We start from the raw sequence: 22,873 nt of genomic DNA, 5'->3' as shown, positions 1-22,873 counted from the left end.
AAAGAATGTGTTCACCGTCGGAAGAAGTGATGAACTTTTCATCATTGATGATGATGAGGACGGCTTTGTCAAAATCACTGATTTCAACTCCAAAGAAGATAAACTCCAGATTGATGACGACTACAAGAAGTTTGAAGATATGAGCATGAATCTTAAGGGTGGAAACTTGCAGATTCGCTTGGATGGGGAATATGTTGCCGAACTGATTGGAATCACAAAACCACTCACCAACTCGATGATTGTTTGGGATTAATCCCAAGTTGTTTCAATCCTTCTAAATGGCCGGCCTTGTCATCTTGCTTTATTGCACGAATGATAAGATAAAAATCTTTCCGAACAACCAGCACACAACAAGCACCAAATACTGCCAATAACAATACTATCTCCTTGCAGCAAACCGCTGATTAAAGAAAATTTAAGCTGCAATATTCTTGCAGCACTCACGCCAAGAAGTAAATTAAAGCCAGCACAAAGAACGGTGTAAAATTAAATTCCGTCTTCCCTCTTAGCATCAAAGTTTTTGAGAATATTTGACCATTGAAATCCAGACTTCCAGCCAGTGCATCAAGGCAAACTGCTGCCCTATTTAGCTTGACTGATTCTTTTTAAACCCCCTCAGGAAAGTTTCTTTTAGGCTAAGGATGTGGATCAGTTCAATCAGTACACCATTCATATCACCCGTCTCCGACAGTCATTATGTTGTGAATATTTTAGAGGACAACGCAAACCAAGATCACACAAAAAATGTATTTTCAACTAAATGGGTAAAGCCGATCGCAGTTTTTTTTACTTTATCTCTAATTTCAAGCTGGAGTTGATTCGGAACTCATTGGTTGATCAGCAGCTCCAGGGATCAAGGACCAGTTTGTTTCTGTTGCCCAAAGCCCCCAGATCGCCATTGCTCTCAGGTAATGACATGCTCGGTATGTATTGACAGCGGTGATGGCTTCTGGTGTGCGGAATTGCAACCCACCGGAATAAACCTGATCGACAACGGCTGAACAAATCGCTTCAGCCGTTTTCTTCTCTCCCATCAACCGGTAATAGGAAGCAAGACCGAAATTGATCCCAGTCCAAACCTCAAGTGGGTGCGTACCGTTTGGGTCCAGCGGTGTGCCATCACGACGAAGGCCGTTTGCAACGCCCAGTTCACCGTTTTTGAACCCTTCAAAACAGGCCTCCCTCACAGCATTCAACGTGCTTCGGCTCTTGGCCTCACTCACCACTGGAGGCAATTTCAACAAACGGGCATAGAAGTCGCCACAGAGCTGATCAGCCATCACGACAGGCGTACCACTCTCAGCATCAATCCGGTAGTACTCACCATTCCAGAGAAGATCATCGAAATTGCTTCGGGCCTGCTCCAACCACTGGCCAAACGCATGCTGGTCGTCGCCTGTGTCGAGGCCCAGTTCAAGATGCAGGCGTTGGGCCATCGACAGTGCTGCCTCAAGCGCGGCAATCCAAAGTGCACCGCAATAGGCACTGACACCTTTTAAAGGCCAGTCATCGAACGTCTGATCTGGAGCGCCGCCGTTATCCGGTAAGCCATCATCATTGACATCGAATCGCTTCAGATAACGAAGAGCCTCCACAGCTGCCGGCCAACACTCGGCGAGAAAACTCAGATCCTCCCCGGTAGGTGACAGCGTGAATGTGCGCCAAACCTGCAGCACGAAATCACTTGCCAGGTCTTTCCAGAGATTGCAGTCCTGATAGGCGGTGTAGTTGGTGGCATCAAACGGCATTTCATTCGGTGCACCTAAATCGTGGGGAGTGGCTCCTCTAACTTTGCGATCCGCTTCCACACGTCCTTTCCCTTGCGTGAAATACCAACCGATCGGACGCTGGGTGTCATCACTGGCCGGGATTGCGCGAGCGAAACTTCGCAGAACCGCCTTGTCCAACTCAGGCCACAACTGCAACAGCGCTAAGGAGCCATAAAGCCTCACATCAAGGCTTTCGTACCAGGCGTAATCAAGGCATTCGAGGACCCCAAAGCGACCGATCGGATCCCCAGGTCGCGCAGCACTCCAGAGCGTCCCACCACTGGCCAGGTCATAGAGCTCGTTGAACAGGGCCATTCTCAGATTTTCGGGAATCTCCGCCTTGTTCAGAACTGGCTCCTGCCAGCGATCGATGCGCTCACGCCACGACATCCAGTCCCGCAGGGCTTCTGCAGCGATGGCAGCAGCGTTATTGCCATCAACGCCAAAAAAGTCGGTGTAGCGGCGCCATTCACCCACGCCAGAGGCGAACGCCGTCACCGGAAGATCCCAGCTGATCACCACCGGAATCTCGCGGGATTCACCCGGTGCCAACGTCAGTTTGACGGCCATCGCCGCACTGACCTGCTCACCAGGGCGGCTGGCTCGATCATTGTTGCTGTCGGGAATGCGGCCATCCGATGCGAAAGGGCCCCAGATCTCTGCGCCATCACCCGTGGGATCCCAGCGACTGCAGCGTGTGATCTCGACACCTTCAAGGTCATCAGGGACGGCAAGACACCATTGACCCTGACCTTCTTCAACGGAGTCCGATCGTTGGCCATCGAGAATCAGTCCTTTAAAACCCGATGCATCAACCCAGCGGTTGCGATGCCCTGCCGATGATCCGATGGCTGGGGCGTAATTATGTTCCGGGCTTCCGTCATCACGGAAATGAACTTCCGCTGAGGCATCCGTGTTGGTGAACCAACCCAGCATGTTTCTCCAGCTGACAAGAATGGAGAGCTCGAGGGGCTGTGGGGTGGGGTTGCTGAGTTGCCAGCGGAAGACAGCCACTGGATAGCTCGTGCGCTGATAGTCACCAGGGATGACTGGGCTGAAGGCTTCGCAGGTGATTGCCGCAGCAAAAACACCCTCGTAATGGGTCCAGCTGAGGGGGTATCGAGCGGCATAGGTTCCCGTCTTGACGTCCTCCGTGCTGCCGGGATACCAGGACCATGACTTCAGCGGCTCTGCAGCACCATCGCGGGAAGCATCACGATCCGGAGTGGTGGCGAGAGCATGGGCACGTTTGGTCTCCCCCTGACATTCCCAGATCGCGAATTGGCAGTCTGGAACGGTTCCGAACCAATGTTCACCTCCATCGAGGTGCCAGAGGTTGAAATCTCCACGAGAGCTGCGTCCGATGCAGCCTGCACCAAAACCGCCAAGCGGCATCCCATGCCAGGCACCATCATCAAGGTTGCTGGCGTAACGAACGCTGTAGGGCTCGTTCCACCCCAAACCGAACGGTCGGCTCCAACTTGCCGCTGGAACCTGCCAAGCACTGGAACGGGAACCACGGCGCAGCAGTCCGCGCAGGGCGGGCAAACCCAAGGAAGCCATGGAACATCTCACATTGGACCCAGATTGCCAGAGGTGAACCGTTGAAACAGTGGTTTAGACAGCTCAGATCCCCATGAATCACTTCGAGCGCGTCGGGAGTGAAAGGAGCTCTCCATCACGGTTCATGGTCCGTTTGTTCCGCATCGACCAGGGCATCGAGGGTGACTGCTGTTCGAACGAGAGCTTGATAGCGCTGGAGCGTGCGACGGTTTTTGTCCAGCCATACCGCCGGTTCTCCTGCATGGCCGGCAGCAGGGAGCTCCTCGTCCATGAGTGGCAGCTCCTCATCCCGGGACAGCAAAGCGACGAGAAGCTCGTGGAGACGTTGCCGTCGATCGGAATTCATGAAGCGGGTTGTTGTGTCATTGTCATACAAATATTGAACAACAGAACAACAACACCCGGACAACTCCGCCCTACAAAGTGTGATACCAATCCCAACAAGGAATCTGTTGATGAACAAAAGCGGCAACAGAGACGCCAATCCAATATTTTCAAACCATCCCAAGTTCTTCTTACACATCAAATCAAACATATGCCTTTGCTAACACAAAGATTTTGAAGACAACAATCTCAACCGCCAACTCAATACAAAACCCTGCACTGAAAAACACCTCAAGGCTGTTAAAAACGACTAAAGAGACCGACTCTTTTCAAGCAGAGCGTTGAGAACATTTTCGGAGAACTCTTGCAGACTTACAGGCCGAGGCCGATAAGAGCCTGCCTGCCGAATTCGTCGAGCCAAAGAATGACATACCTCCTCCCAGCTCACGAGGCCAAGTTCTCCATAGATTCGCTCAAGAGAATCGAGGGGGGACTCATAGAGATCCTCATGGGTGAGTTCTGCAAACTGACCATCCAAAATCAGATGGTGGGATGCCTCAAATGCATGCATCAATTCAGAATAGGAGGAAAATGTTTTCCTCACCTGAGTTACTTCATCAGGCAAATCTTGCAATCCCACCACATGCTGCCAATTCCTGTTTGACTTGAACGAGAGAGCGAATCGAATCCCTGGGTTCCCTTTTCAAAACAATAAAACGAACCCCTAGGAACAATCGAAGCAACAAAGGAATTCGTGCAATATGCGCTAAATTCTTGATCAACAAATGTCGCTTTCCACGGCCATACTCAAGCCAGGTCAAACGGGAAAAATCAAGCAGTTGCTGTTCATACTCTGCAGACTGATTCAGAACAAATTGACGAAAACATCGTCGATAGAGTCTTAGGAAGGCGATCCCTGCCATGTTGGTTTCTTATGAGTCTCGCCAATCTGATCTCATCTTCCTGAGGGTCATCAGCACTCCATGGAACATGATCAATTGGGTGAATCGACGTGATGACATAGGGAACAATGCAACGAATCAAAGGTTTCAAAATCAGCGCCACTTGAGGAGCCATCGTGAGCCGGTTCCTGGCCGTTGCGGCCGTTGGATCGCAGGCAAGAAGTTGATGAAGGAACGTTGTTCCACTCCTCCAATGGCCGATCACAACCACCTGATCCCTGAGCAGCACAGCAGGGCGAATGAAGCCCGCGGCCAGCAGAAGATCATATCCCCTTGATCGCAGTCCCACAAAAAAACCAATGAGAGAATCAATACCCTAATTCTCTCATTAACAGAAGATCAGATAACCTTTACAGGAAGGCTGTCACCATGACAAAGAGGACATCACGATGACCATGAGGTTGTCACAATCAAAGCCACAGCAATGCAATCTTAAAGGATGATGATGCGATCAAGTCAAACGTAAAGGTCATTGAGTAGTCCACAAATTGCAGATTTTCAGCACCCTGATTGCCTTCCTGGAAACAAAAGGTGAGGTCTCCGCCGCTCATGGCACCTGGCTCCAGGGCAGGAACATTCATCTCTCCAAAACTGAACCCCTTCTGCAGATCGGCCATCAATTCATCCCCTTGCATGAGGCCGTCCGCCACGCCGATCAGATTCCCCCCGATCAATGCCGATGGATCAGCCAAATCCGCAATCGACGCGCCAGCGCCAGTGTTATCTCCGTAAGACGAGTTATCATATTTGTTCAACATAATAGAGACAAGTTCCCTGTTCTTCGGAACCTTGAATGTAAAGAAATCTCTGGCATCCAGATTCGGATCGTCACCAAGATCATTGAACACGCGGGCATTCAGCTTAATATTGATACGACCTTTATTTTTAGCTTTCTTGACTTTAATAATTGACTGATAGAAATTATTCGATCAGAAATCCCCATCACCAAATTCATTGATAACCATGGCTAAAGACATGCGACTAATTACCTCTAACCACTTGACCTCCCTGCGATGCGTCCTTTAAGGATTTTTTTGCAACGCAAGCTGATCTTCACGACAGAATATCGTCATGATTGATGTCATCGGCACGGATGCAGGCGCACCCGAGACCTTGCCGGCGCAGCATCAAAAGCTGATCCGGGAGACAGGATGGCTGGCGGCTCCACGTCGGCTGCATCCAGCCCTCCGTGCATGGCTCATGGACGACGACAGGCATGAGCTGATTGCAAGCGACAATCCCCGCCAGCTTTGTGCTCAACTGGCACGTAGGGGTCGTCAGCCCAGTGTTGTCCTTGCCAGTGGAGATCCGCTCTGGTTCGGCATCGGCAGACTCCTGCTGGACCGGTTGGGCCCCGAGCGCCTGCGGTTTCATCCGGCCCCTTCAGCGATGCAACTGGCCTTCGCACGTATCGGCCATCCGTGGCAGAACACCAGCTGCGTCAGCCTGCATGGACGGGACCCACAGCAACTAAGTCGCGAGCTGCAGAAACGCCCATCTGCCCTTGCCGTCCTCACCGATCCCGATCGGGGTGGTGCTGAAGCCGTCCGCAGCACATTGCTGAACAGTGGTCTCGCTGCGGTTTATCAATTCTGGGTCTGCGCCAATCTCGGCCACCCCGAAGAAAAGGTGCAGCTCTTCTCAACGGAAAAAGCGCTGCCTGAAGCATTGCCTCGCCTGCTGATGGTTGTGCTGATCGCCATATCAGAGCCTCCACTTCCGGAGCGTCCACTCCCTCTGTTCGGTCTCGATGATGGGTTGTATCGGCAACATCCCGACCATCCAGGGCTGATGACCAAACGCGAGGTGCGGCTGCAGCTGCTCGCGGATCTGGATCTACCACCACAAGGTGTGCTCTGGGATCTGGGGGCAGGAACCGGCAGCATCGGGCTGGAAGCACTGCGACTGAGACCTGATCTGCAGCTGCTGGCGGTGGAGCGACGCGGTGGCGGTGCCGAACTGATCCGAGCCAATGCAACACGCCTGAAGGTTGAACCCGCAGCGATTCTGGAAATTGACGCTCGCGATCTACCCAGGACGATTCTCACGGTCCCCCTCGATCAACCGGACCGGGTGCTGCTTGGAGGGGGTGGAGCCGATCGCTGTGCATTGCTTCGATTCACGCTGGAACGGTTACGTCCCGAGGGGGTGGTGGTGATCCCTCTCGCCACGATCGAGGCGATCGCCGACCTGCGGCCCCTGCTGGAAGAGGCGGGACTGCGGGTGAGCCTGAGCCAGCTTCAAGCCTGGCGCGGTCAGGTGCTGGCGGATGGCACGCGACTGGCGCCGATGAATCCAACCATGATCCTGAAAGGCACGAAAACTACACGCTATTGATACGATTTTTTCACTGAATCGGGCCAATCCGAACGATTTGCTCCTTGGAGATTCCCAATCGTTCCGCCTCGCCAGCGCCGAGTTCGATCACACCATCTCCCAGCTGCACCGGGCCATAACTGGGGCAGGGGAGTGCAGGGCAGACCGGGACCCGCGCCTCGATGTGGATCACGCGGTTCTTTCGCAAAAAGACCATATCAAGGGGCGCCAGCGTGTTGTGCATCCAGAAACGAAGTCGAATCGGTCGTTCGAAGGGAAACCACATTCCACGCAAGGGTGGCAGTGCAGGGCGTTGCATCATCCCCAAACGCTGCTGCTCTGGGGTTCTGGCCACTTCCAAGGAAATGCAGCGGTCGGTCGTGACACACCATTCCGCCGTGAGGGGCAGATGCTGTGGGGGCGGTGTAGAGGGTTCCATCCTCAGAGGGAATCAACTTCAGAAGCACCCAGGCGGTAGCCGATGCCTCGCACCGTCATGAGCAAGCGAGGTTCCCCTGCTTCCTCGAGTTTCTGCCGCAGGTATCGCACATACACCTCCACCACATTGCTGCTGCCGGAGCGCTCCTCCTTCCAGACGGCATGAAGAAGCTCATCGCGACTGAACACCCGCCCCGGTTGCTGCATCAGGACCAACAGCAGCTCGTACTCACGAGCCGTCAAGGTGATGGGTCGTGCGCCGCGATGCACCGATCTCTGGCCAAGATCACAGTGCAAATCCTCCACCTGCAGAACGGGGGCATCCCCCGCGCAACGCGCCTGGATTGTGCGATGCAGACGAAGTCGTAACAGCAGATCACTCGGACCGACCGTGGACAACCAAAAATCATCGGCGCCCCAACACAGGCAGTCCGCCCTGGCCGTGACACTGTCCTGTTGAAGGTCGAGGAGAATTGGGATGGCACCAAAACGCTGGCGCAGTTCAGCGATCAATGGTTTCTGATCCGCGGCGAGGATGGCGGCAGCGGGTGCCTCTGGCCCGCTGATCTCACTTGCAGCGACACCAGCGCTGAGCCAATCGATGGTGACGTAACCCGAAGCGGTGAGTCGAGAAGCCAGCGCAACGGCATCACGCCCCGCAAGCAAAAGCAACGGACGGTGCGTCATGACCGTTCAGGCTTGGCAATGTGGGGCAATCCCCAGCCCAACTTGTTCCGAAGAACCTGGAAAAATTCGTGATCGACAAGTCGCACAAAGCGGACAGGATGGTCACTTCGCCGGATGAGGACACGGTCCTCCGGCCAGACATAACAACCAGCACTTCCGTCCACCACCATCATCAACCGTTCTGGAGTGGCGGGAAAGATGGTGACCGGCTCCCGATCGTTGAACACCAGCGCCCGGGATGCAAGGGAATGGGGGGCGATCGGCGTCAGCTGTAGGACTGGACAGTCAGGGGTGATCACGGGGCCTCCGGCGCTCAGGGCGTAGGCGGTCGATCCTGTGGGAGTGGAAAGAATCACGCCATCTGCGGCGATATCCACCGGGGCATGGCGACCAATGGCAATCTCGAAATGGCACATGCTCGTGAGGGGTTCGCGGTGCAAAGCCATCTCGTTGAGTGAGAGGGCCTCCCAACGGCGCTGATCTCCACGAAGCAAACTCACCACAAGGTTGCTGCGTTCCTCGATCGTCCATTGCTCCGTGAGAATCACATCGAGAGCCCTGTCGAGGTCGCCGAGATATGCCTCAGCCAGAAAACCGAGGTGCCCTGTGTTGATTGTCAGGATTGGAACCCCCACCGGGGCGGTCTGACGCGCAGCGGACAACACCGTTCCATCACCCCCCAGCACGATCGCCAGAGCCATGGCGCTGTTAAACCCATCGGGGACACAAGCGCTGTATCCCAGCAGGCGGAGATGTTGATCTGGGTTAGCGAAACCGACCATGCCGCCGGAACTGCTGGCCCGCACTACCTCATGGCCAACCGCAGCGAGCCGCTGCTGGATCGTGTCGGCCGTCTGGACTGCCAGCGGCTTGCCATCATTAACGATCAGTCCGATGCGGGGCACCGATCGCAGAAGGCGGAGAACCCGCTCAGCTTATGGGAAGTGTCGTGCGCCCATGTGTACGTGATCGGGATCGAAATGCTGCGCAAATTTCTATTTCTCTCTAGAAACAAAAAAATCCCACTGACGTCCATGAAAGCCTTCAAAACGCTTGGACAGGTCCTTGCCCTGAGTGCACTGGCTCTTGGGACCGCAACAGGATCTGTCGAAGCCCGAGGGCAATCAACATTGAAAGGACAGATCTCGTTGAAGGGTCAGCCGGTGAGCGGCTCATCCATCACCCTCTGGCAAACCCAACCCGGGCAATCCCCCAAAGAACTGAGCACCCATCGCTCGAATAAAAACGGTGCGTTCAGCGTCAAGGTTCGAGCAACGCAAGGGGTCGTGCATTACCTCGTGGCCGAAGGTGGCGATATCAGCGGATCCAGCGCCGACCAACTCACCATGCTCACGGTGCTCGGCGGGGATGAGCATCACCATGTCGCCATCAACGAGCTCACCACCGTTGGTTCGGTTTGGCCCAATGCCCAGCTGCTTGAGGGCACAGCGTTGGCAGGGAGTCAAAGCGCCTTAGCGATTGGGTCGAGCCAAGTGGAAAACCTGGTGGACCAGAGCACGGGTCGCTTTGGTGCAACGTTGCTGAAAAGCACCAACCTGCTGAATTCCGAGACTGCGGCTCGGATGAATGTGCTCTCAGATCTGATTGCTTTGTGCGGGCAACCGCAGCAATCTCGAGCATGCAATCAGCTGCTCGCCCTAACAAGTTCAGAGAACACACTCTCAGCAATGACGTCCATTGCCCGACAACCCTGGAAGAACGCCGGCGCGCTCTATCAGTTGTTCCAAAGCTCCTACCCGATCAACAAAGCGACACAGCTGCGCACAACAGCATCCGCTCCCTATTTGCTGTTTCAACCCAAAAGCTTTTCCCTCTCCCTGGTTTTTGACGGTGGCGGTGCTTTAGCTCTCGGGAAGTTGATGTTTGACGGAAAAGGAAACATGTGGAGTGGAACCAACTGGATGCCGGGCTCTCAATCCGGCGTGGTGAACAACATCGGCGGAGGCATGACCCACTTCGGCCCCGGCGGCACACCCCTCTCACCAGCAATTAGCGGTTACAACGGCCAAGGCATCAACGGTGTGGGCTGGGGGACCGGAGTATCAGAAAAATACGCCTGGGTTGGTGCGTTCAACAACATGGTTGGGGTGTTCGACCTCAAAGACGGCAAAGCACTCGGGCCAGCCACCATTGACGGGGAAGTGGGTCAGCTTCAGGGGGTCGCCACAGCCGCCAAAGGAGATGTATGGATCGCCGACAACACCTCGAACCACATGATTTATTTCCCTGGTGGCGATTACACCCAGGGGGAACGAATCACAATTGATGGCCTCGAAGCACCCTTCGGTGTTGCCGTTGACGCGCAGAACAGAGTGTGGGTGAGCAGCAGTTACAACAACAAACTCACCGTTTTTCCAGGGGACGCTCCTGATCAGGCCAAAACGATCGAAGTGAACCTTGGAGCACGTGGTGTTGCCGTTGACTCAACAGGGCACGTTTGGATTGCCCAGCAATCCAATTCTCCTCAAGGAGCACTTCCTCCAGGCGGAAAAATGCCACCCAACATCCCCGCCAACGCACCACAACCCAAAACCATCATGGAGGAGTTCGAGGCGGGTGCTGAGTTCTACCTATACAACCCCAACCTCACACAGGCTGGGATGGTTGGTTTGATTGCACCCGACATGAAAGTCGTCAAGCAGGGAATCGCCAAAGGCACCGCTTATGTCCCCTGGGGAGTGACCATCGACGGAAACGACAACGTTTGGGTCGGCAATCTCTATGGTCAAAGCTTGATTCACATCTGCGGCGTCAATCCCGTCAATTGCCCGGCAGGAAAAACCACTGGGGATGTGATTCACAACTACCAAAGTGGAGTTATTCAAATCACCACCGATGTAATCGTTGATGACGCTGGAAACCTGTGGAGCGCCAACAACTGGTTCGACGGTGATGTCGTCATTAACCCCACCTACACAGGACGCACCTCCACATTTGGAGGGGGCCAAGGATTCGTTGTGACCTATGGCGTAGCCGGCCCGGTTCAAAACCCCCTGATGGGTCCAGTGCGCAAGCCACGCTGATGTCTTCGACTGAATCAATCATCTGAATTCTTCCGTTCCAAAGCCCGATGCGTCTCAACCGCTTGCTTGGCCTCGCCACTGCCTGTTTGCTCACCCCTTTCTCTCTGTCGGCCTACGCAGAAGAAGCCGAGGAAAGAGACAACGACACCCGGGTGTATGTGGAGGCCTACGGATTCTTCCCCCTGGAAACCCACTCCAAAACCACGCTGGACAACAACAACACCAGCGAAACGCTGGATCTCAGCGATGTTTTGGACATGCTCACCGGCGTGTTCAGCGGCAAGGTGGCTGTCGAGAAAGGGCGCTTTGGCCTGCAAGCCGGCCTGGACCATCTCAGCTTCAGCACGTCCGAGACGGTGTCGTCTTGGAACAGCTCCAACCCCATCCCCAACGATCGCCACCCGCGCCTGCCGCAGCGACGCATCACCTCCGAAGGAACCATCAAATCGGTCACCGACACCGAGCAAACACTGTTTGATCTCGCCCTGCGCTACCGCGCCGGTGAGATTCAAAAGCCACGGATGACGCCTGGGTCGGTGAGCTTCATTGGCTTTGCAGGAATGCGATTGATCGACGCCTCATTGGACATGGACGTTTCATTCCAAGACAACGTGACCGTCGAGGGAATCCTTCCCTCAAGGCAACTTCAACGCGACATTGCCGATGAAGCCAGTGAGACATGGCACAACACTTGGGTGCAGCCCCTTTTGGGCATGAACACCACCCTTGCACTGGGTGAAGACTGGCAAGCCTTCCTCGGCATGGATGTCGGTGGTTTTGGGCTCAATGGCAAGCAGGATCTCTCGGGCACCGTCGAAGCAGGCTTGGCTTACGCATTGGGAAATTCGGCCCAGATCTCCCTCGCGTATCGCTACTTCGGGATTGAGTACTCAGCCCATGATGGACGGAACGGCTATGAATCAAGTCAGAATGGTGTAAACCTGGGATTCAGATGGTTGTTTGATTGATTCTTCGTTGACCAGCCGCCTTCCATCAACAACTTTCCGATCAACAGCTTTCTGTTCAACACCCTCTGCCGTTCAACTAGACCGGGACGATCGGAGAAGTGATTGAATCAGCCAGAGACCAAACAAAGACGCAGCAATAAACAGTCCTTCGCTGATGTTTTGGAGCAAAGCCTCCTCTGGTGATGTTGTCATCACTGTGGCGCTGAGCAGAAGCGCAGCGACAAGAATTGAAAGCGAAAGACGTCGCGAGAGACGATCCACCGTGGTGCGCAACTGATCCAAACCCTCCAGCTGCAGGGCAAACACGAGTTCATCCCCGCTGAAACGTCGAAGTAGCTGACTGAGCTGGCGTGGTGCGTCCAACGCGAAATTGCGCAGATCGAGACCAAACGGCATGGCGCTCCCTCCCGGCAGCAGGAGCGAACGGGCCAGCAACTTGGCCACCAGCGGTTCCATCTCTCCAGTGAAGCTGAATTCTGGATCCAGAGAAGAACCCACACCCTCGAGATTGGTGACGGACTTCACAAACAAACCAAGGGTTCCAGGGACCCGCAGGCCAACCTGATTGGCCAGCTGCAGGAGCTCTTCAGGAAACAATGCAAAGTTGATTTCCTTCAGGGGCTTGGACAGATTTGCAGCGATCAATTGCTGCAACTGCCTCTGCAGCTGAACCCGATCAACGCGGATCCCGGGAGCCGGGGGCGCCAGCATGACGAGCAGATCCGTCGCAGGTGCGGCGTCCTGATTGATCAATGCCAGCACCAGATCCAGCAACGTGTTCCTGCAAGCCGGATCGAAACTACCGATCATCCCTTCATCAAGAAGGGTGATCACTCCACTGCCATCCACTTTCAGATTGCCGGGAGGGGGATCTGCATGAAAGAACCCCTCCACGAAGTATTGCTCCATAAAAAGCGCCGAGCAGTGGGCGATTGGCGCTTTTGACCCCCTGCTCATGGTTTGAAGCGAGCGATTGCCGAGCGATCTCACTGATGAGATCAGCACGGGTGCTCAACAATTGGCCCAACTTCACATAAACAGGCCCCAATTCCGTGAGGAGGCTGCAGAGCACATCCGACAACGACAAACGAGGCGAATCCGGATTGGCCTGGTTGACGAATTGCTTGACAAACTGCCTACTCATGGCTTGAAACCACGGAATGATTTCTGCAGCTCGCGCCGAGTTAGCAAGAATGGAAGCGAACATTGACACATTTCAACCAGGAACAACGATTGATCCGGTGTCTGCACCAACGGCTGATTTGGAAGGACGGTGCAACCAAACAATCAGGCCCCCAGGACAGGACACCGAATGCAGACCTAAGCCCATCAGGAGTTGGATTCGATCTGCCTGACCCAATTCGAAATTCTGTCGTTCATGCCCTCATGCAGGTCATCCCCCTTGGCCTGGGCCGAACGCAGGAAGTCGGCCATTTTTTCCTTGAGAGCCTGATTTTTACGTTCCACTTCCTCGCTTTTTGCGTCAGCGAACAACTGGGCGTCCTTCAATTTTCCAGCGATGGCATCAACACCAACATCCAGACCGGTTTTGATGGAATCAGCGAGGTTCTGAATCCTGTCCTGATTCACATCAGCCATGGGCGTTGAAAAAGCTCCCCTTGCTCTAGCTACAGACTTTCAAGAGTGATCGGGTTGAAACAGAAGAGCGAACAACGCGGATCAGGGTGCTGCTGTGGGGATGATCAGAACTGCTCAAGGAAGCGCAAATCACTGGTGTAGAGCCGCCTGATGTCGTCAATGCCATGGCGCACCATGCAAAAACGTTCCACACCGAGACCCGCGGCAAAACCACTCCATCGCTCAGGATCGAGCCCCAGACCTGTGAGCACGGCCGGGTCAACCATGCCGCAGCCCATCACCTCCAACCAACGGCCGCGCCACTGCACATCCACCTCGGCAGAGGGCTCAGTGAATGGGAAATAACTCGCTCTGAAACGCACGGGGAGATCTCCGAAAAACGCTTTCAGAAAAGCCATCACCGTGCCACGCAGATGACTGAAATCCAAGCCCTCATCAATGGCGAGCACTTCAACCTGATGAAACACAGGGGAATGCGTGGCATCCACGGCGTCACGGCGGTAAACGCGGCCGGGAGCTACAACCCGCACCGGAGGGGGATTCTCTTCAAGGTGCCTGATCTGCACCGGTGATGTGTGGGTTCGCAGCAGCAGATCACCCTGCAGATAAAACGTGTCCTGCATGTCCCGCGCAGGGTGGTCTTCAGGGATGTTCAGAGCGGTGAAGTTGTAGTGGTCCTGTTCCACCTCAGGGCCCTCTGCCACGCTGTATCCAAGTCCAAGAAAGAGGTCGACGATCTCCTCCGTCGTGGTGATCAGGGGATGACGATGCCCCATCGGCACACCACTGGCCGGCGCTGTGACGTCAATCGTTTCCCGAGCAATCCGCTCCTCCAGCGCCGCTTTCTTCACCACCTCCAACCGATCGGCCAGCAGCGCCTGAACCTGGGTTTTCAACACATTGGCCCGTTGCCCAACCAAAGGTCGATCCTGTCCAGCCAGCTTGCCCATGGCGCCAAGCACCCCGGAAATCTGTCCCTTTTTGCCAAGGAGGCCAACACGGAGTTGCTCAAGGGCATCAGCGTCACAAGCCTCAGAAATATCAACCGATGCCTGCTGCTCAAGGGCATCAAGCTGTTCGGTGAGCTGCTGAACGGTGACCGGAGCGCTCACGGGCTTGTAACCAAAGGCAGCTGACTGTAAGCAGCCAGGCGCCTAAGTTCCCCGCACTGCAAGCCGTTCCATGCGGATCCTGATCAGCAACGACGACGGAGTCTTCGCAGAAGGCATCCGAACGCTCGCTGCGGCAGCAGCCCGGAGAGGCCATCAGGTCACCGTGGTCTGCCCTGATCAGGAGCGATCCGCCACCGGCCATGGTCTCACCCTTCAAAGTCCCATCCGTGCCGAAAGAGCCGATGAGCTCTTTGAACATGGAGTCACAGCTTGGGCCTGTAGTGGGACACCCGCCGATTGCACGAAGCTGGCTCTCTTTGAACTGCTCAAGGACAAACCCGATCTGGTGCTCTCCGGTATCAATCACGGACCCAATTTGGGCACGGATGTGTTCTGCTCCGGCACCGTCGCCGCTGCCATGGAAGGGACTCTTGAAGGGATCCCCTCCATGGCGGTGAGCAGCGCCTGTTTTCAATGGCGCCAGTTTCAAGCTGGGGCGGAACTGGCCCTGGATGTAGCGGAACAGGCTCTGGCTGATCGATGGCCAGAAACCCTCCTTCTCAACCTGAACATCCCTCCCTGTGAGCTAAAAACCATGGGACCGTTGCGCTGGACGCGGCTCTCCATTCGCAGATACGACGAACAATTCAGCCCGCGGAAAGATCCAAGAGGGCGGGCCTATTACTGGCTGGCCGGCGAAGTGGTGAAGGATCTTGAATCTGCTGGTGAAGGCCCAAGAGATTGGCCCAGTGATGTGGCACAGGTGGACGGAAATTGTCCATCATTAACGCCGATCCAACCAGATCTTTTCTGGCGTGGCCCACTGGCAAACCTACCCGAGCTCTCGATGAATGGGAAAAAGATCCGCTGACAGATTGCTGCAATAAAAATAGCAATTTAGTTAACTCTAAGCCAAACATAAACCCCAGAAACAAGCAGAACTCAGCGGGTTCAGCCATCCATTTTCAGCTCAATATCACTCCCTAAAGTAACACTGCAATCGCTTGACCCCATGCACTCAAAGTATGCCTAAAAACACAGAAAAGAAAGCAATCTTTAATCTATTTTTCGCAAGAACCAGCCCGAAAAATCCAGCTTTATTCAGTTATCAAATATAAAATGAAAGGCCATTCATTGCGCAACACACGATTAACGGTAGACAATTAAGAGCGGTAAATACGCTGCAAAAGCCAAAGCGAAAAGATCATTCCAATAAGATGGGCAAAGAGAACTTGCGTGTTACTTAAAACCGAAAGCATCTCCAGAGACGTGATGGCAAGGTTGTCTGCCATGCCACGACCACCGATTGCGATGCCGGGGGTTTGCATCGATGCCTGCACAAACAGACTTCCCGCCAGAGCCTGATACCCAACTGCGGCAAATGTCAGCCCAAGCAGGTCCGCCAGTAATCCTCGCTTGATGAGCCGCGAGGTTTCACCGCGGGATGGACGTGCCGCACTGTCGATCGCACGGCCGGTTCGGACGATCAGCCACCCCTGCCAGAGGCTGAAGAGGAGCACCAGAAAGGCAAGGCTGGTGAGAGAGAGGCCTGGACCAAGCCCGACAGCCCGCTCAGAATTTCTTGCCAGGCTTCCACCGATGTTGTTGAAGAGCAGCACGCCCACCACAACAATGCCAAGCACGACCTGGATCCAAAAACGAATCCAGCCCATCCGCCGCAACCCGAAGGACAACTTCTGAAAATCGAGGCGGTCAGCCATGCACGGGCCCAGCTAGTCGTTCAAACTTGGCATCACTACCGACTATTGGCCAGCCTGCATCAGCCCCCTCTTTGCACCTCCAGGGGTGCCTGAGTGGAGATAGAGCTGACACAGCTGCTCATTGCCATGGTCATGCCACCAAAACCGACTCAGGGCATGCCCAGTCGTGATCATCAGCTGCAAGCGCTGGATGCCTGCCTTGGAAAGATGGAAACCTCTCAAAAAAGGCACTTAAGACCAAAATGAAAGAGAGGGTTCAACAAGACGCAATATTCAAGAGAAAAAATAGCTTGTTAAGATTCACGCAAAGAGATAAAGATGATTGATCGATACCAAGAATAAAACAATCAGCAGACCTCATGCGAACAACCAACAACGACCACAATAAACATAATTAGCTGAAATAAATTAAAAACACTTTGCAATAATATTGCAAGCACGATCACAGACGAACTGGCGAAATTAGACAATAAACTGGCACTAGCCTTACAAAAGCTCCATCGAAAGCAATGGAATATGAAATACGAGCCGACGTCAGCAAAAATCAAAACAAGAATATTCGACGGACGCATTTATAGTCAAAACAACAAAAAAAGGGACCCTTTGTAAGGTCCCCCAAACTGTAAAGGTGACTTAAAGCCTTACCTTGATGCAAGATAAAAAGTCAAGTCGCTTGAGCTGAGATAAAGTGATCTTCCGTAATATCTGGAGAGCCGTTCAATAAAACAGTAGGAATGACAGTCTTATTTTTTCCGTTACCAGGCGCAAGGCCATTAAAGTCAAAATACAGATAACCACTCTGTTCATCATAAATCAGATTTTCGTCACGTTTTAGATACCTCTTTAATTGCTTCACAGAGTCAACACTTGCAAAACGAACGTCATTTACATCGGTCAACAACAGTTTATCGTCACGACTACTAAAGTCTAAGATTGTATCAAAATTATAATTAGTAGCACGACCTTTTGTATGTACGTGGAAGTGATCATCCCCAGAACCACCATGCATCACATCCCGACCAGGGCCACTTTCCAAGATGTCGTCACCTGCTCTACCACTCAAAATATCGTGGCCTTTCTTTTTATGATGAGAAATTATGTGCTCGTCACGATCAGTCCCATGAAGATTGTGATGCCTACTCTTACCTTGTATCTTTGTTCTGGATGTATCGTCGAAACCAAAATTGTTAGCAACGTTGCTTGCCGATACTGATGAATGCGTTAGGTACCCAGTAAAATCGCTCATTGTGAAACGACCGTCACCTTTAATAATGTCATCAAATTGTGGACCCCGATTTGCAACGTCCAAAGGTGAATCACCATTGTTTAAGACGTCGTTAGCAGCTTTAATCAAACTGTTTTCACCCTGAGCATCACTAGAAAGTGCCCAGAACATCATGCCTCCGAGCCCTGTATCTTCGATGAATTCAGACTTTCCAGCAATCGTTGCTGGTGTCTCAAATGAACTCCATATTTTATCATTTTCATCATAAATGTAAGCAGCCTTCTGCTCATCGTCCCAGATCAACTCATAATCATTACTTTCTACATCTTTGAGAATTGACTTGTAGTCATAAGTTCCGGCCTCCCAAGAACCCTTTGCAGCATCTTTATCACCTGGCTGATTATAACCAAATTCTGATCCTGGCTCAACCAATCCCCATGCACGTGTATAAGTAGGAGCTCCTAAAATAACCTTGTTCATATCAACGCCTAAATCCTTATAAAATTTCATCGAAGTAACAACATCTAGATTGTCAGGATCACCTGTCATGGCAGCCTGATGTCCCGTTATATTTTCCCAGCCACCATGGAAGTCATAGGTCATCACATTATAAAGATCAATATATGGATCGATTCCAGGGATATTCAGGTTTTGCAACTTGCTAACGCCTCCAGCAGTTGCAATAGAAATATCAAAATCTCTTCCGCTACTATTTTCAAGAGTGTCTAATTTGGTGCGGAGCAACTCTAAAGTCAACGCGAGATTTTTTCCATCATCAGGACTAACCGAATTAGACTCCAAACCGCCCCCGCCTGGATACTCCCAGTCAAAATCGACGACACTAAAGAATTCATACTGCTTAAGAATACCAATTAAATCATCAGTAAATTTTTCACGACCAGATTTCTTGCCTAATGCAACACTAAAATCTCCAGAAAGAGTCCAACCGCCAAGAGCAAAACCAATTTCAACATTGGGGTAAAGCTCTTTTACGAGCCTTAATTGATTAAAGTTACCATAATATGATTTACCTGGTATTCCTTCACCGTAATACCAGGCATCAGGTTGCGCAATCACCTGAGCAGATCCATCCGGATTCATCAAGGTCTCAAAATCACTAGCTGCATTCACACGCTTGTAGCTTTGTTTTCGAGAATTGCTCAATTGATCCCATTCGTCAGCACTAAATTGACGTTGGATCCTTTTGCCACTTGAGGATTCTGAAAATCTCTTTTCTATATCAGCATATGGATCTGTCAGGACAACACTTCCGTCCGACTTAACATCCATAAAACTATAGTTTAAATGAGTAATATCGTTGACATCAATATCAGCAACATCATATTTACGGCCATAAATTCCCCAGTTCTCAAAATAGGCCACAATTTGTTTGTTGCCTGATCCAGGCTCCTGTTCTGATGGAGGATTAACTTGATCTGGAGGATTTATCTCATCGCCGGGTTGTGGCTTATCACCTTCATCAACGGGCGTGGGCTTGTTCTCCTCGTCGGGCACAGGTGGATCTAGAGGTGATTGATCATCTCCAGGTTGTGGCTTGTCGTCTTCATTGATAGGTTTATTAGTGTCATCATCATCAATCGGCTTTGGCTTATTCTCCTCGTCGGGCACAAGTGGTTCTGAGGGAGGCTGAACAGGTGAAGGGCGTCCACTTCCTGGATCGGGTTGAGGATTATTAGGATCAGGTTGGGCAGCTAAATCATTAAAGTATGTAGAATAAGCATTAGCAAATTCATAGGGATTTGTCCCACCATCCTCTGATTTATCCCAGTTAATTGACCATGTCATAATGCCGCCAAGATCAGCGTAACCCTGAGGATTACGCAAAATATATTCACCTTCATATCCATCACGATCGCCTGTTGTTAAATAATCAAGGGCTTCGATTGTTAATTCGGGTTTCATATATCCTCCAGCAGGAGCAGCCGCAGGCGTTGCTGGAAGTCCAGGTGCTATTTTAGATGCCCCGAATCCCTCAAAATATTGAGACTTGTTGGTACTTCGGGCAACCGGGAAACCAGCGATTAACATTTCAGACATTGACACCAAGAAATCAGGTGTCGATTGCTCAACTAAGAGACCAAATGGCGTTTTAGGATCATCCGTGTAAGCAAATTGAGATCCAGTGTTGTAATACTGAACATGCAGTAAATCGAGTTCCTCTCTGAGACCATCTAATACTGGAAGATAACCACCAAATGCGCTGCCATAATTACCATATCCTCCCAGAACATATTGGGTTTCAGGAGCAGCGGTCAACAGAAAATCCTTATCATTTACCTCATTTTCTTTGACAATTTCCTTAACTGCCTCTATTAGATATGTAATTTTTGGCGTCGTGGGTTTCTTGAAGTTCGAATCACCAGGGTCCAAAATAACCGATGAACCTTCTAGATCAATATCAAGGCCATCAAATCCATATTCCTTGATAATGTTATTCATAGAAGTCACAAAGGTCTCTTTCATCTCTTCATCATCCAATTCAATCGGTGCATTAGCTCCACCAATTGAGATCAAAACCTTAGTACCGTTTTGCTGATGTCGCCTAACAGCAGCTTTAAAGTCACTTACACTCTCAACTGCAGGTTTAAACTGCATATCTGCACCCAATTGTGTCTTAGGTTCAGCAAAAGAAATATTTATCTGATCGTAACGAGGATCAACATCAACAAGAGGGATATATTTAGCGGTGGAATTCGTCCAATTATGCCAATAACCTATAACTCCATAATTTGATTTCGAGCCCGAATCTGGTTTTTCCGGGAAAGGACTCGTTTCATCACCTGGCGTCTCTTGATCATTGTCATCTGGCTTGCCAGAGTCACCGTCGCCTGGCTTGCCTTGATCACTGTCATCCGGCTTGCCGGAGTCCCCATCGCCTGGCTTCCCTTGATCACTGTCGTCCGGCTTACCGGAGTCCCCATCGCCTGGCTTCGTTTGGTCACCATCTTCTGGCTTGCTTTGATCACCATCACCAGGAGTTGGCACAGGTCCAACATCAGTGGGGAGATCTTCACTAGGTTCAAGAATCAAAGAAGCTTGATCAAAACTTGTAAGTTTTTTACGATCAAACCTCAAATTAATTTCCAAATCAATAGATTTATCATTCAACTTTTGAAGCGTATTAATTTGCAGCTTGCCTTTAAAGAATCTAATCTCACCGTCATCACCTGAAAACTTATCTGATCCAATAAACTTCAATTGTTGCTGGCCTACATCGAGAGAGGACGCATCAATTCCCGATAAATCAATTTTGTCATCTTGGTTGCTCGAAAAATCAAAAATTATATTTGCCTTTTTCTTGACATTGACAGAATCAAATGTGTCGTTGTACACAAATGTATCGGCACCACCAGCACCTTTGAATTTATTCTTTTGAGCATTCGCAGTCAGAATATTATCGAGATCATTGCCAATGGCCGTTTGAGCATTGCCAGCCAGAGAGATATTCTCGATATCAGGATAACGTTTTAAACCAATATTTACAGAAGAGACAATCGTATCAACGCCCTCATCCTTCTTCTCAATAGGCCTATCTTTTTTATTTTCAACAAAAAAGATGTCATTTCCTGTGCCACCGAACATTTTATCAGCACCTTCTCCCCCATCTAAACGATCATGGCCAGCTTCTCCTCGCAATGTGTCATTATTTTGTAGTCCAAAAATAACATTGGCTTGATCACTACCTAACAGAAGATCTTTTCCAGCTGTACCCGTTATTGTTGTAACGCCATCATCTTGACTTGGCTCGTCTGGCTGATTAATTTGATCGGGATTACTTGGGTCTGGATTCGTTGGGTTTGGACTGTTTGTTTCTTCATTGGGATCAGGAGACTCAATTTGGCCTGGTGCAAAAAACATTGATTCTGTCAACTTTCCTGATTTAGGTAAATCAACACTTTTTGCGTTAAAACCAATTGTCAAAGACTCACCCTGTGGGATCGTTTTATTCCAATCTTGGGGTTGAACTGTCACCTCACGTAAATCATTCGACTTAACATTCTCTTGAATATTTACAGAACCACTTTCCAAATCAAAATGAGGAGTTAAAAATTCAAATTTCCAATCTTTTGCATCCGTATTACCGACATTCGTAATAACAAAATTGCCACTCATGCCGCCCCAGTATAAATCACCCTCAACTTGAATTTCTAATTGACCTGAAATCAAAGGAGTGCCTGAGTCTGTTCCTTTATCATCATTACTTGGAGAGTCTTTCGGATCATCTTGCGGTTGTTCACCATGTCCATGATCATGCTCATCACCAATCTCTTCCCAGGTATCGATGGTGTCATTTTCTCCAACAGCCGGGTGAGCATTGGTCCCTTCTCTCGTTTGATCACCATCTGTAGTCAAACCAGCAGGAGCCGGAGGCGTCAGTAAACCACTTCTGCTTACAAGGGTGACATCTAACTCCGAAAGTGAGAATGGTATTTCCAAATTATCTTCCATCACTTGATCAAAGTGGAATTCGATATTTTTGGCAATCAAATCCTTTTTTTTCACACCCCTAAAAAGATATCTTTGATTAGTCGGCATAAATGATATTTTAAGTCCCTTGTTTGTATCTGTCACTTTCATACGCTCTCTCGTTCCCGCATACAAAAAATTCAATTTATCTTTTTTTGGATCAAAATCATCAATAACCTCTGATTTACCATATTCATGAGAACGTATATACGTTGTTCCAGATTTCCTAGGTCCGATTCCAAGTTCCCAAGAAAGAATGCCTCCTATATCCTGCCGAAAATGCTCATTGCCAACTGGTGCAAAATTCTCAATGTCTAGTTGATCCCAACGAACATCAACAGCCTGATAATCATCTACTCCCCAAGGATTAACAACAGCAACTGAACCATCCTTTAGTTTTGCGGCAATCATGCCATGTACAGAGTTATCACCAAAATCCAACTTGTCCTGCGCGGGGTCAAACCCTTTGATGTCCGGCGAAGAAGCACCAACGGTGAATTTTTTTCCTGCCACAGAAAACGATGATATCTACCTTAAATATAACAATAGAGTATGACTGCTACCTTAAAAAAGAATTAAATCGCTCCAGGAAGCGAGAAGAATACAGCAAGAAATGATCTTGCAAAGCAATACAGCAGTAAAAAATATAAGTTTCAA

The 22,873-nt window shown here is 51.0% G+C and carries 21 protein-coding genes; 5 read left to right on the top strand and 16 right to left on the bottom strand.

The annotated features are described in order from the left end of the window. Positions 1 to 7: 7 nt before the first annotated feature. The gene (locus tag SIB64_RS09035; RefSeq protein ID WP_413439909.1) at positions 8 to 253 is read left to right on the top strand and encodes a hypothetical protein; all 246 of its coding nucleotides are present in this window, start codon (positions 8 to 10) and stop codon (positions 251 to 253) included. 550 nt (positions 254 to 803) lie between these two features. Here the strand turns inward: SIB64_RS09035 and SIB64_RS09030 are convergent. The 6 genes from SIB64_RS09030 to SIB64_RS09005 all read right to left on the bottom strand — a co-directional run bounded on the left by SIB64_RS09030 (position 804) and on the right by SIB64_RS09005 (position 5,466). Continuing rightward, positions 804 to 3,332, bottom strand: coding sequence for a GH116 family glycosyl hydrolase (locus tag SIB64_RS09030; protein WP_413439908.1), 2,529 nt, complete (start codon positions 3,330 to 3,332; stop codon positions 804 to 806). A gap of 115 nt (positions 3,333 to 3,447) precedes the next feature. After that, a complete protein-coding gene (locus SIB64_RS09025; RefSeq protein WP_413439907.1) occupies positions 3,448 to 3,678 on the bottom strand; it encodes a hypothetical protein in 231 nt (76 codons plus the stop codon). A 288-nt stretch (positions 3,679 to 3,966) separates the two neighbouring features. Next, positions 3,967 to 4,260 (bottom strand): hypothetical protein, encoded by a 294-nt coding sequence (locus tag SIB64_RS09020; protein WP_413439906.1) that lies wholly within the window; start codon positions 4,258 to 4,260, stop codon positions 3,967 to 3,969. A 13-nt stretch (positions 4,261 to 4,273) separates the two neighbouring features. Next, positions 4,274 to 4,579 carry a hypothetical protein gene (locus tag SIB64_RS09015; protein WP_413443087.1) on the bottom strand — a complete coding sequence of 102 codons (306 nt, stop codon included), beginning with the start codon at positions 4,577 to 4,579 and terminating at the stop codon, positions 4,274 to 4,276. Continuing rightward, positions 4,503 to 4,823: a sulfotransferase gene (locus tag SIB64_RS09010; RefSeq protein ID WP_413442956.1), complete on the bottom strand. Its 321-nt coding sequence runs from the start codon at positions 4,821 to 4,823 to the stop codon at positions 4,503 to 4,505. The genes SIB64_RS09015 and SIB64_RS09010 overlap by 77 nt, the downstream gene beginning before the upstream one ends. Before the next feature lie 205 nt (positions 4,824 to 5,028). Beyond that, entirely contained in the window at positions 5,029 to 5,466 is a 438-nt protein-coding gene (locus SIB64_RS09005) for a hypothetical protein (RefSeq protein WP_413439905.1), read from the bottom strand. Between the two features lie 223 nt (positions 5,467 to 5,689). Between SIB64_RS09005 and cbiE the strand changes: the two genes are divergently transcribed. Next, complete coding sequence (cbiE, locus tag SIB64_RS09000) at positions 5,690 to 6,955, top strand: precorrin-6y C5,15-methyltransferase (decarboxylating) subunit CbiE (RefSeq protein ID WP_413439904.1); 1,266 nt, start codon at positions 5,690 to 5,692, stop codon at positions 6,953 to 6,955. Positions 6,956 to 6,965: 10 nt separating this feature from the next. Here the strand turns inward: cbiE and SIB64_RS08995 are convergent, their stop codons facing one another. Genes SIB64_RS08995 through SIB64_RS08985 form a run of 3 tightly spaced genes read right to left on the bottom strand, consistent with a single transcriptional unit; the run spans position 6,966 to position 8,964 of the window. Continuing rightward, positions 6,966 to 7,373: a DUF192 domain-containing protein gene (locus SIB64_RS08995; protein ID WP_413439903.1), complete on the bottom strand. Its 408-nt coding sequence runs from the start codon at positions 7,371 to 7,373 to the stop codon at positions 6,966 to 6,968. Between the two features lie 2 nt (positions 7,374 to 7,375). Continuing rightward, positions 7,376 to 8,059 carry a winged helix-turn-helix transcriptional regulator gene (locus SIB64_RS08990; protein WP_413439902.1) on the bottom strand — a complete coding sequence of 228 codons (684 nt, stop codon included), beginning with the start codon at positions 8,057 to 8,059 and terminating at the stop codon, positions 7,376 to 7,378. Further along, positions 8,056 to 8,964 carry an NAD(+) kinase gene (locus SIB64_RS08985; RefSeq protein ID WP_413439901.1) on the bottom strand — a complete coding sequence of 303 codons (909 nt, stop codon included), beginning with the start codon at positions 8,962 to 8,964 and terminating at the stop codon, positions 8,056 to 8,058. The genes SIB64_RS08990 and SIB64_RS08985 overlap by 4 nt, the downstream gene beginning before the upstream one ends. 129 nt (positions 8,965 to 9,093) lie before the next feature. Between SIB64_RS08985 and SIB64_RS08980 the strand changes: the two genes are divergently transcribed. Continuing rightward, positions 9,094 to 11,103, top strand: a complete 2,010-nt coding sequence (locus tag SIB64_RS08980; protein WP_413439900.1) for a hypothetical protein — start codon at positions 9,094 to 9,096, stop codon at positions 11,101 to 11,103. A gap of 47 nt (positions 11,104 to 11,150) precedes the next feature. After that, on the top strand, positions 11,151 to 12,071 hold the full coding sequence (locus SIB64_RS08975) for a hypothetical protein (RefSeq protein ID WP_413439899.1): 921 nt from the start codon (positions 11,151 to 11,153) through the stop codon (positions 12,069 to 12,071). 72 nt (positions 12,072 to 12,143) lie between these two features. Here the strand turns inward: SIB64_RS08975 and SIB64_RS08970 are convergent, their stop codons facing one another. The 4 genes from SIB64_RS08970 to pheS form a co-directional block, all read right to left on the bottom strand. Beyond that, on the bottom strand, positions 12,144 to 12,965 hold the full coding sequence (locus SIB64_RS08970) for an AarF/UbiB family protein (RefSeq protein WP_413439898.1): 822 nt from the start codon (positions 12,963 to 12,965) through the stop codon (positions 12,144 to 12,146). Continuing rightward, positions 12,889 to 13,215 (bottom strand): hypothetical protein, encoded by a 327-nt coding sequence (locus tag SIB64_RS08965; protein ID WP_413439897.1) that lies wholly within the window; start codon positions 13,213 to 13,215, stop codon positions 12,889 to 12,891. The genes SIB64_RS08970 and SIB64_RS08965 overlap by 77 nt, the downstream gene beginning before the upstream one ends. Before the next feature lie 185 nt (positions 13,216 to 13,400). Next, positions 13,401 to 13,670, bottom strand: coding sequence for a hypothetical protein (locus SIB64_RS08960; protein WP_413439896.1), 270 nt, complete (start codon positions 13,668 to 13,670; stop codon positions 13,401 to 13,403). A gap of 104 nt (positions 13,671 to 13,774) precedes the next feature. Continuing rightward, positions 13,775 to 14,782, bottom strand: coding sequence for a phenylalanine--tRNA ligase subunit alpha (pheS, locus tag SIB64_RS08955; protein WP_413439895.1), 1,008 nt, complete (start codon positions 14,780 to 14,782; stop codon positions 13,775 to 13,777). A 70-nt stretch (positions 14,783 to 14,852) separates the two neighbouring features. Between pheS and surE the strand changes: the two genes are divergently transcribed. After that, the gene (gene surE, locus SIB64_RS08950; RefSeq protein ID WP_413439894.1) at positions 14,853 to 15,653 is read left to right on the top strand and encodes a 5'/3'-nucleotidase SurE; all 801 of its coding nucleotides are present in this window, start codon (positions 14,853 to 14,855) and stop codon (positions 15,651 to 15,653) included. Positions 15,654 to 15,945: 292 nt separating this feature from the next. On the opposite strand, the gene SIB64_RS08945 is transcribed toward surE, so the two are convergent. The 3 genes from SIB64_RS08945 to SIB64_RS08935 form a co-directional block, all read right to left on the bottom strand. After that, a complete protein-coding gene (locus tag SIB64_RS08945; RefSeq protein WP_413439893.1) occupies positions 15,946 to 16,503 on the bottom strand; it encodes a DUF3611 family protein in 558 nt (185 codons plus the stop codon). Between the two features lie 42 nt (positions 16,504 to 16,545). Continuing rightward, on the bottom strand, positions 16,546 to 16,677 hold the full coding sequence (locus tag SIB64_RS08940) for a hypothetical protein (RefSeq protein ID WP_413439892.1): 132 nt from the start codon (positions 16,675 to 16,677) through the stop codon (positions 16,546 to 16,548). Between the two features lie 490 nt (positions 16,678 to 17,167). Further along, positions 17,168 to 22,729: a glycosyl hydrolase family 18 protein gene (locus SIB64_RS08935; protein ID WP_413439891.1), complete on the bottom strand. Its 5,562-nt coding sequence runs from the start codon at positions 22,727 to 22,729 to the stop codon at positions 17,168 to 17,170. Positions 22,730 to 22,873 lie beyond the last annotated feature (144 nt).

The organism is Synechococcus sp. MIT S1220 (assembly GCF_047303025.1).
In the GTDB taxonomy this organism is placed as follows: domain Bacteria; phylum Cyanobacteriota; class Cyanobacteriia; order PCC-6307; family Cyanobiaceae; genus Parasynechococcus.
The sequence above is the reverse complement of the archived record's forward strand: the minus strand, read 5'-3'. Positions and strand labels throughout refer to the sequence as shown.

What these genes read in the sequence shown, in the direction of transcription:
- SIB64_RS08940 (WP_413439892.1), bottom strand. Translation starts at nt 16,677, where the DNA reads ATGATCACGACTGGGCATGCCCTGAGTCGGTTTTGGTGGCATGACCAT.
- SIB64_RS08990 (WP_413439902.1), bottom strand. Translation starts at nt 8,059, where the DNA reads ATGACGCACCGTCCGTTGCTTTTGCTTGCGGGGCGTGATGCCGTTGCG.
- SIB64_RS08960 (WP_413439896.1), bottom strand. Translation starts at nt 13,670, where the DNA reads ATGGCTGATGTGAATCAGGACAGGATTCAGAACCTCGCTGATTCCATC.
- SIB64_RS08975 (WP_413439899.1), top strand. Translation starts at nt 11,151, where the DNA reads ATGCGTCTCAACCGCTTGCTTGGCCTCGCCACTGCCTGTTTGCTCACC.
- SIB64_RS08945 (WP_413439893.1), bottom strand. Translation starts at nt 16,503, where the DNA reads ATGGCTGACCGCCTCGATTTTCAGAAGTTGTCCTTCGGGTTGCGGCGG.
- surE (WP_413439894.1), top strand. Translation starts at nt 14,853, where the DNA reads ATGCGGATCCTGATCAGCAACGACGACGGAGTCTTCGCAGAAGGCATC.
- SIB64_RS08995 (WP_413439903.1), bottom strand. Translation starts at nt 7,373, where the DNA reads ATGGAACCCTCTACACCGCCCCCACAGCATCTGCCCCTCACGGCGGAA.
- SIB64_RS08965 (WP_413439897.1), bottom strand. Translation starts at nt 13,215, where the DNA reads ATGAGTAGGCAGTTTGTCAAGCAATTCGTCAACCAGGCCAATCCGGAT.
- SIB64_RS09030 (WP_413439908.1), bottom strand. Translation starts at nt 3,332, where the DNA reads ATGGCTTCCTTGGGTTTGCCCGCCCTGCGCGGACTGCTGCGCCGTGGT.
- SIB64_RS09015 (WP_413443087.1), bottom strand. Translation starts at nt 4,579, where the DNA reads ATGGCAGGGATCGCCTTCCTAAGACTCTATCGACGATGTTTTCGTCAA.
- cbiE (WP_413439904.1), top strand. Translation starts at nt 5,690, where the DNA reads ATGATTGATGTCATCGGCACGGATGCAGGCGCACCCGAGACCTTGCCG.
- SIB64_RS09025 (WP_413439907.1), bottom strand. Translation starts at nt 3,678, where the DNA reads ATGAATTCCGATCGACGGCAACGTCTCCACGAGCTTCTCGTCGCTTTG.
- SIB64_RS08980 (WP_413439900.1), top strand. Translation starts at nt 9,094, where the DNA reads ATGAAAGCCTTCAAAACGCTTGGACAGGTCCTTGCCCTGAGTGCACTG.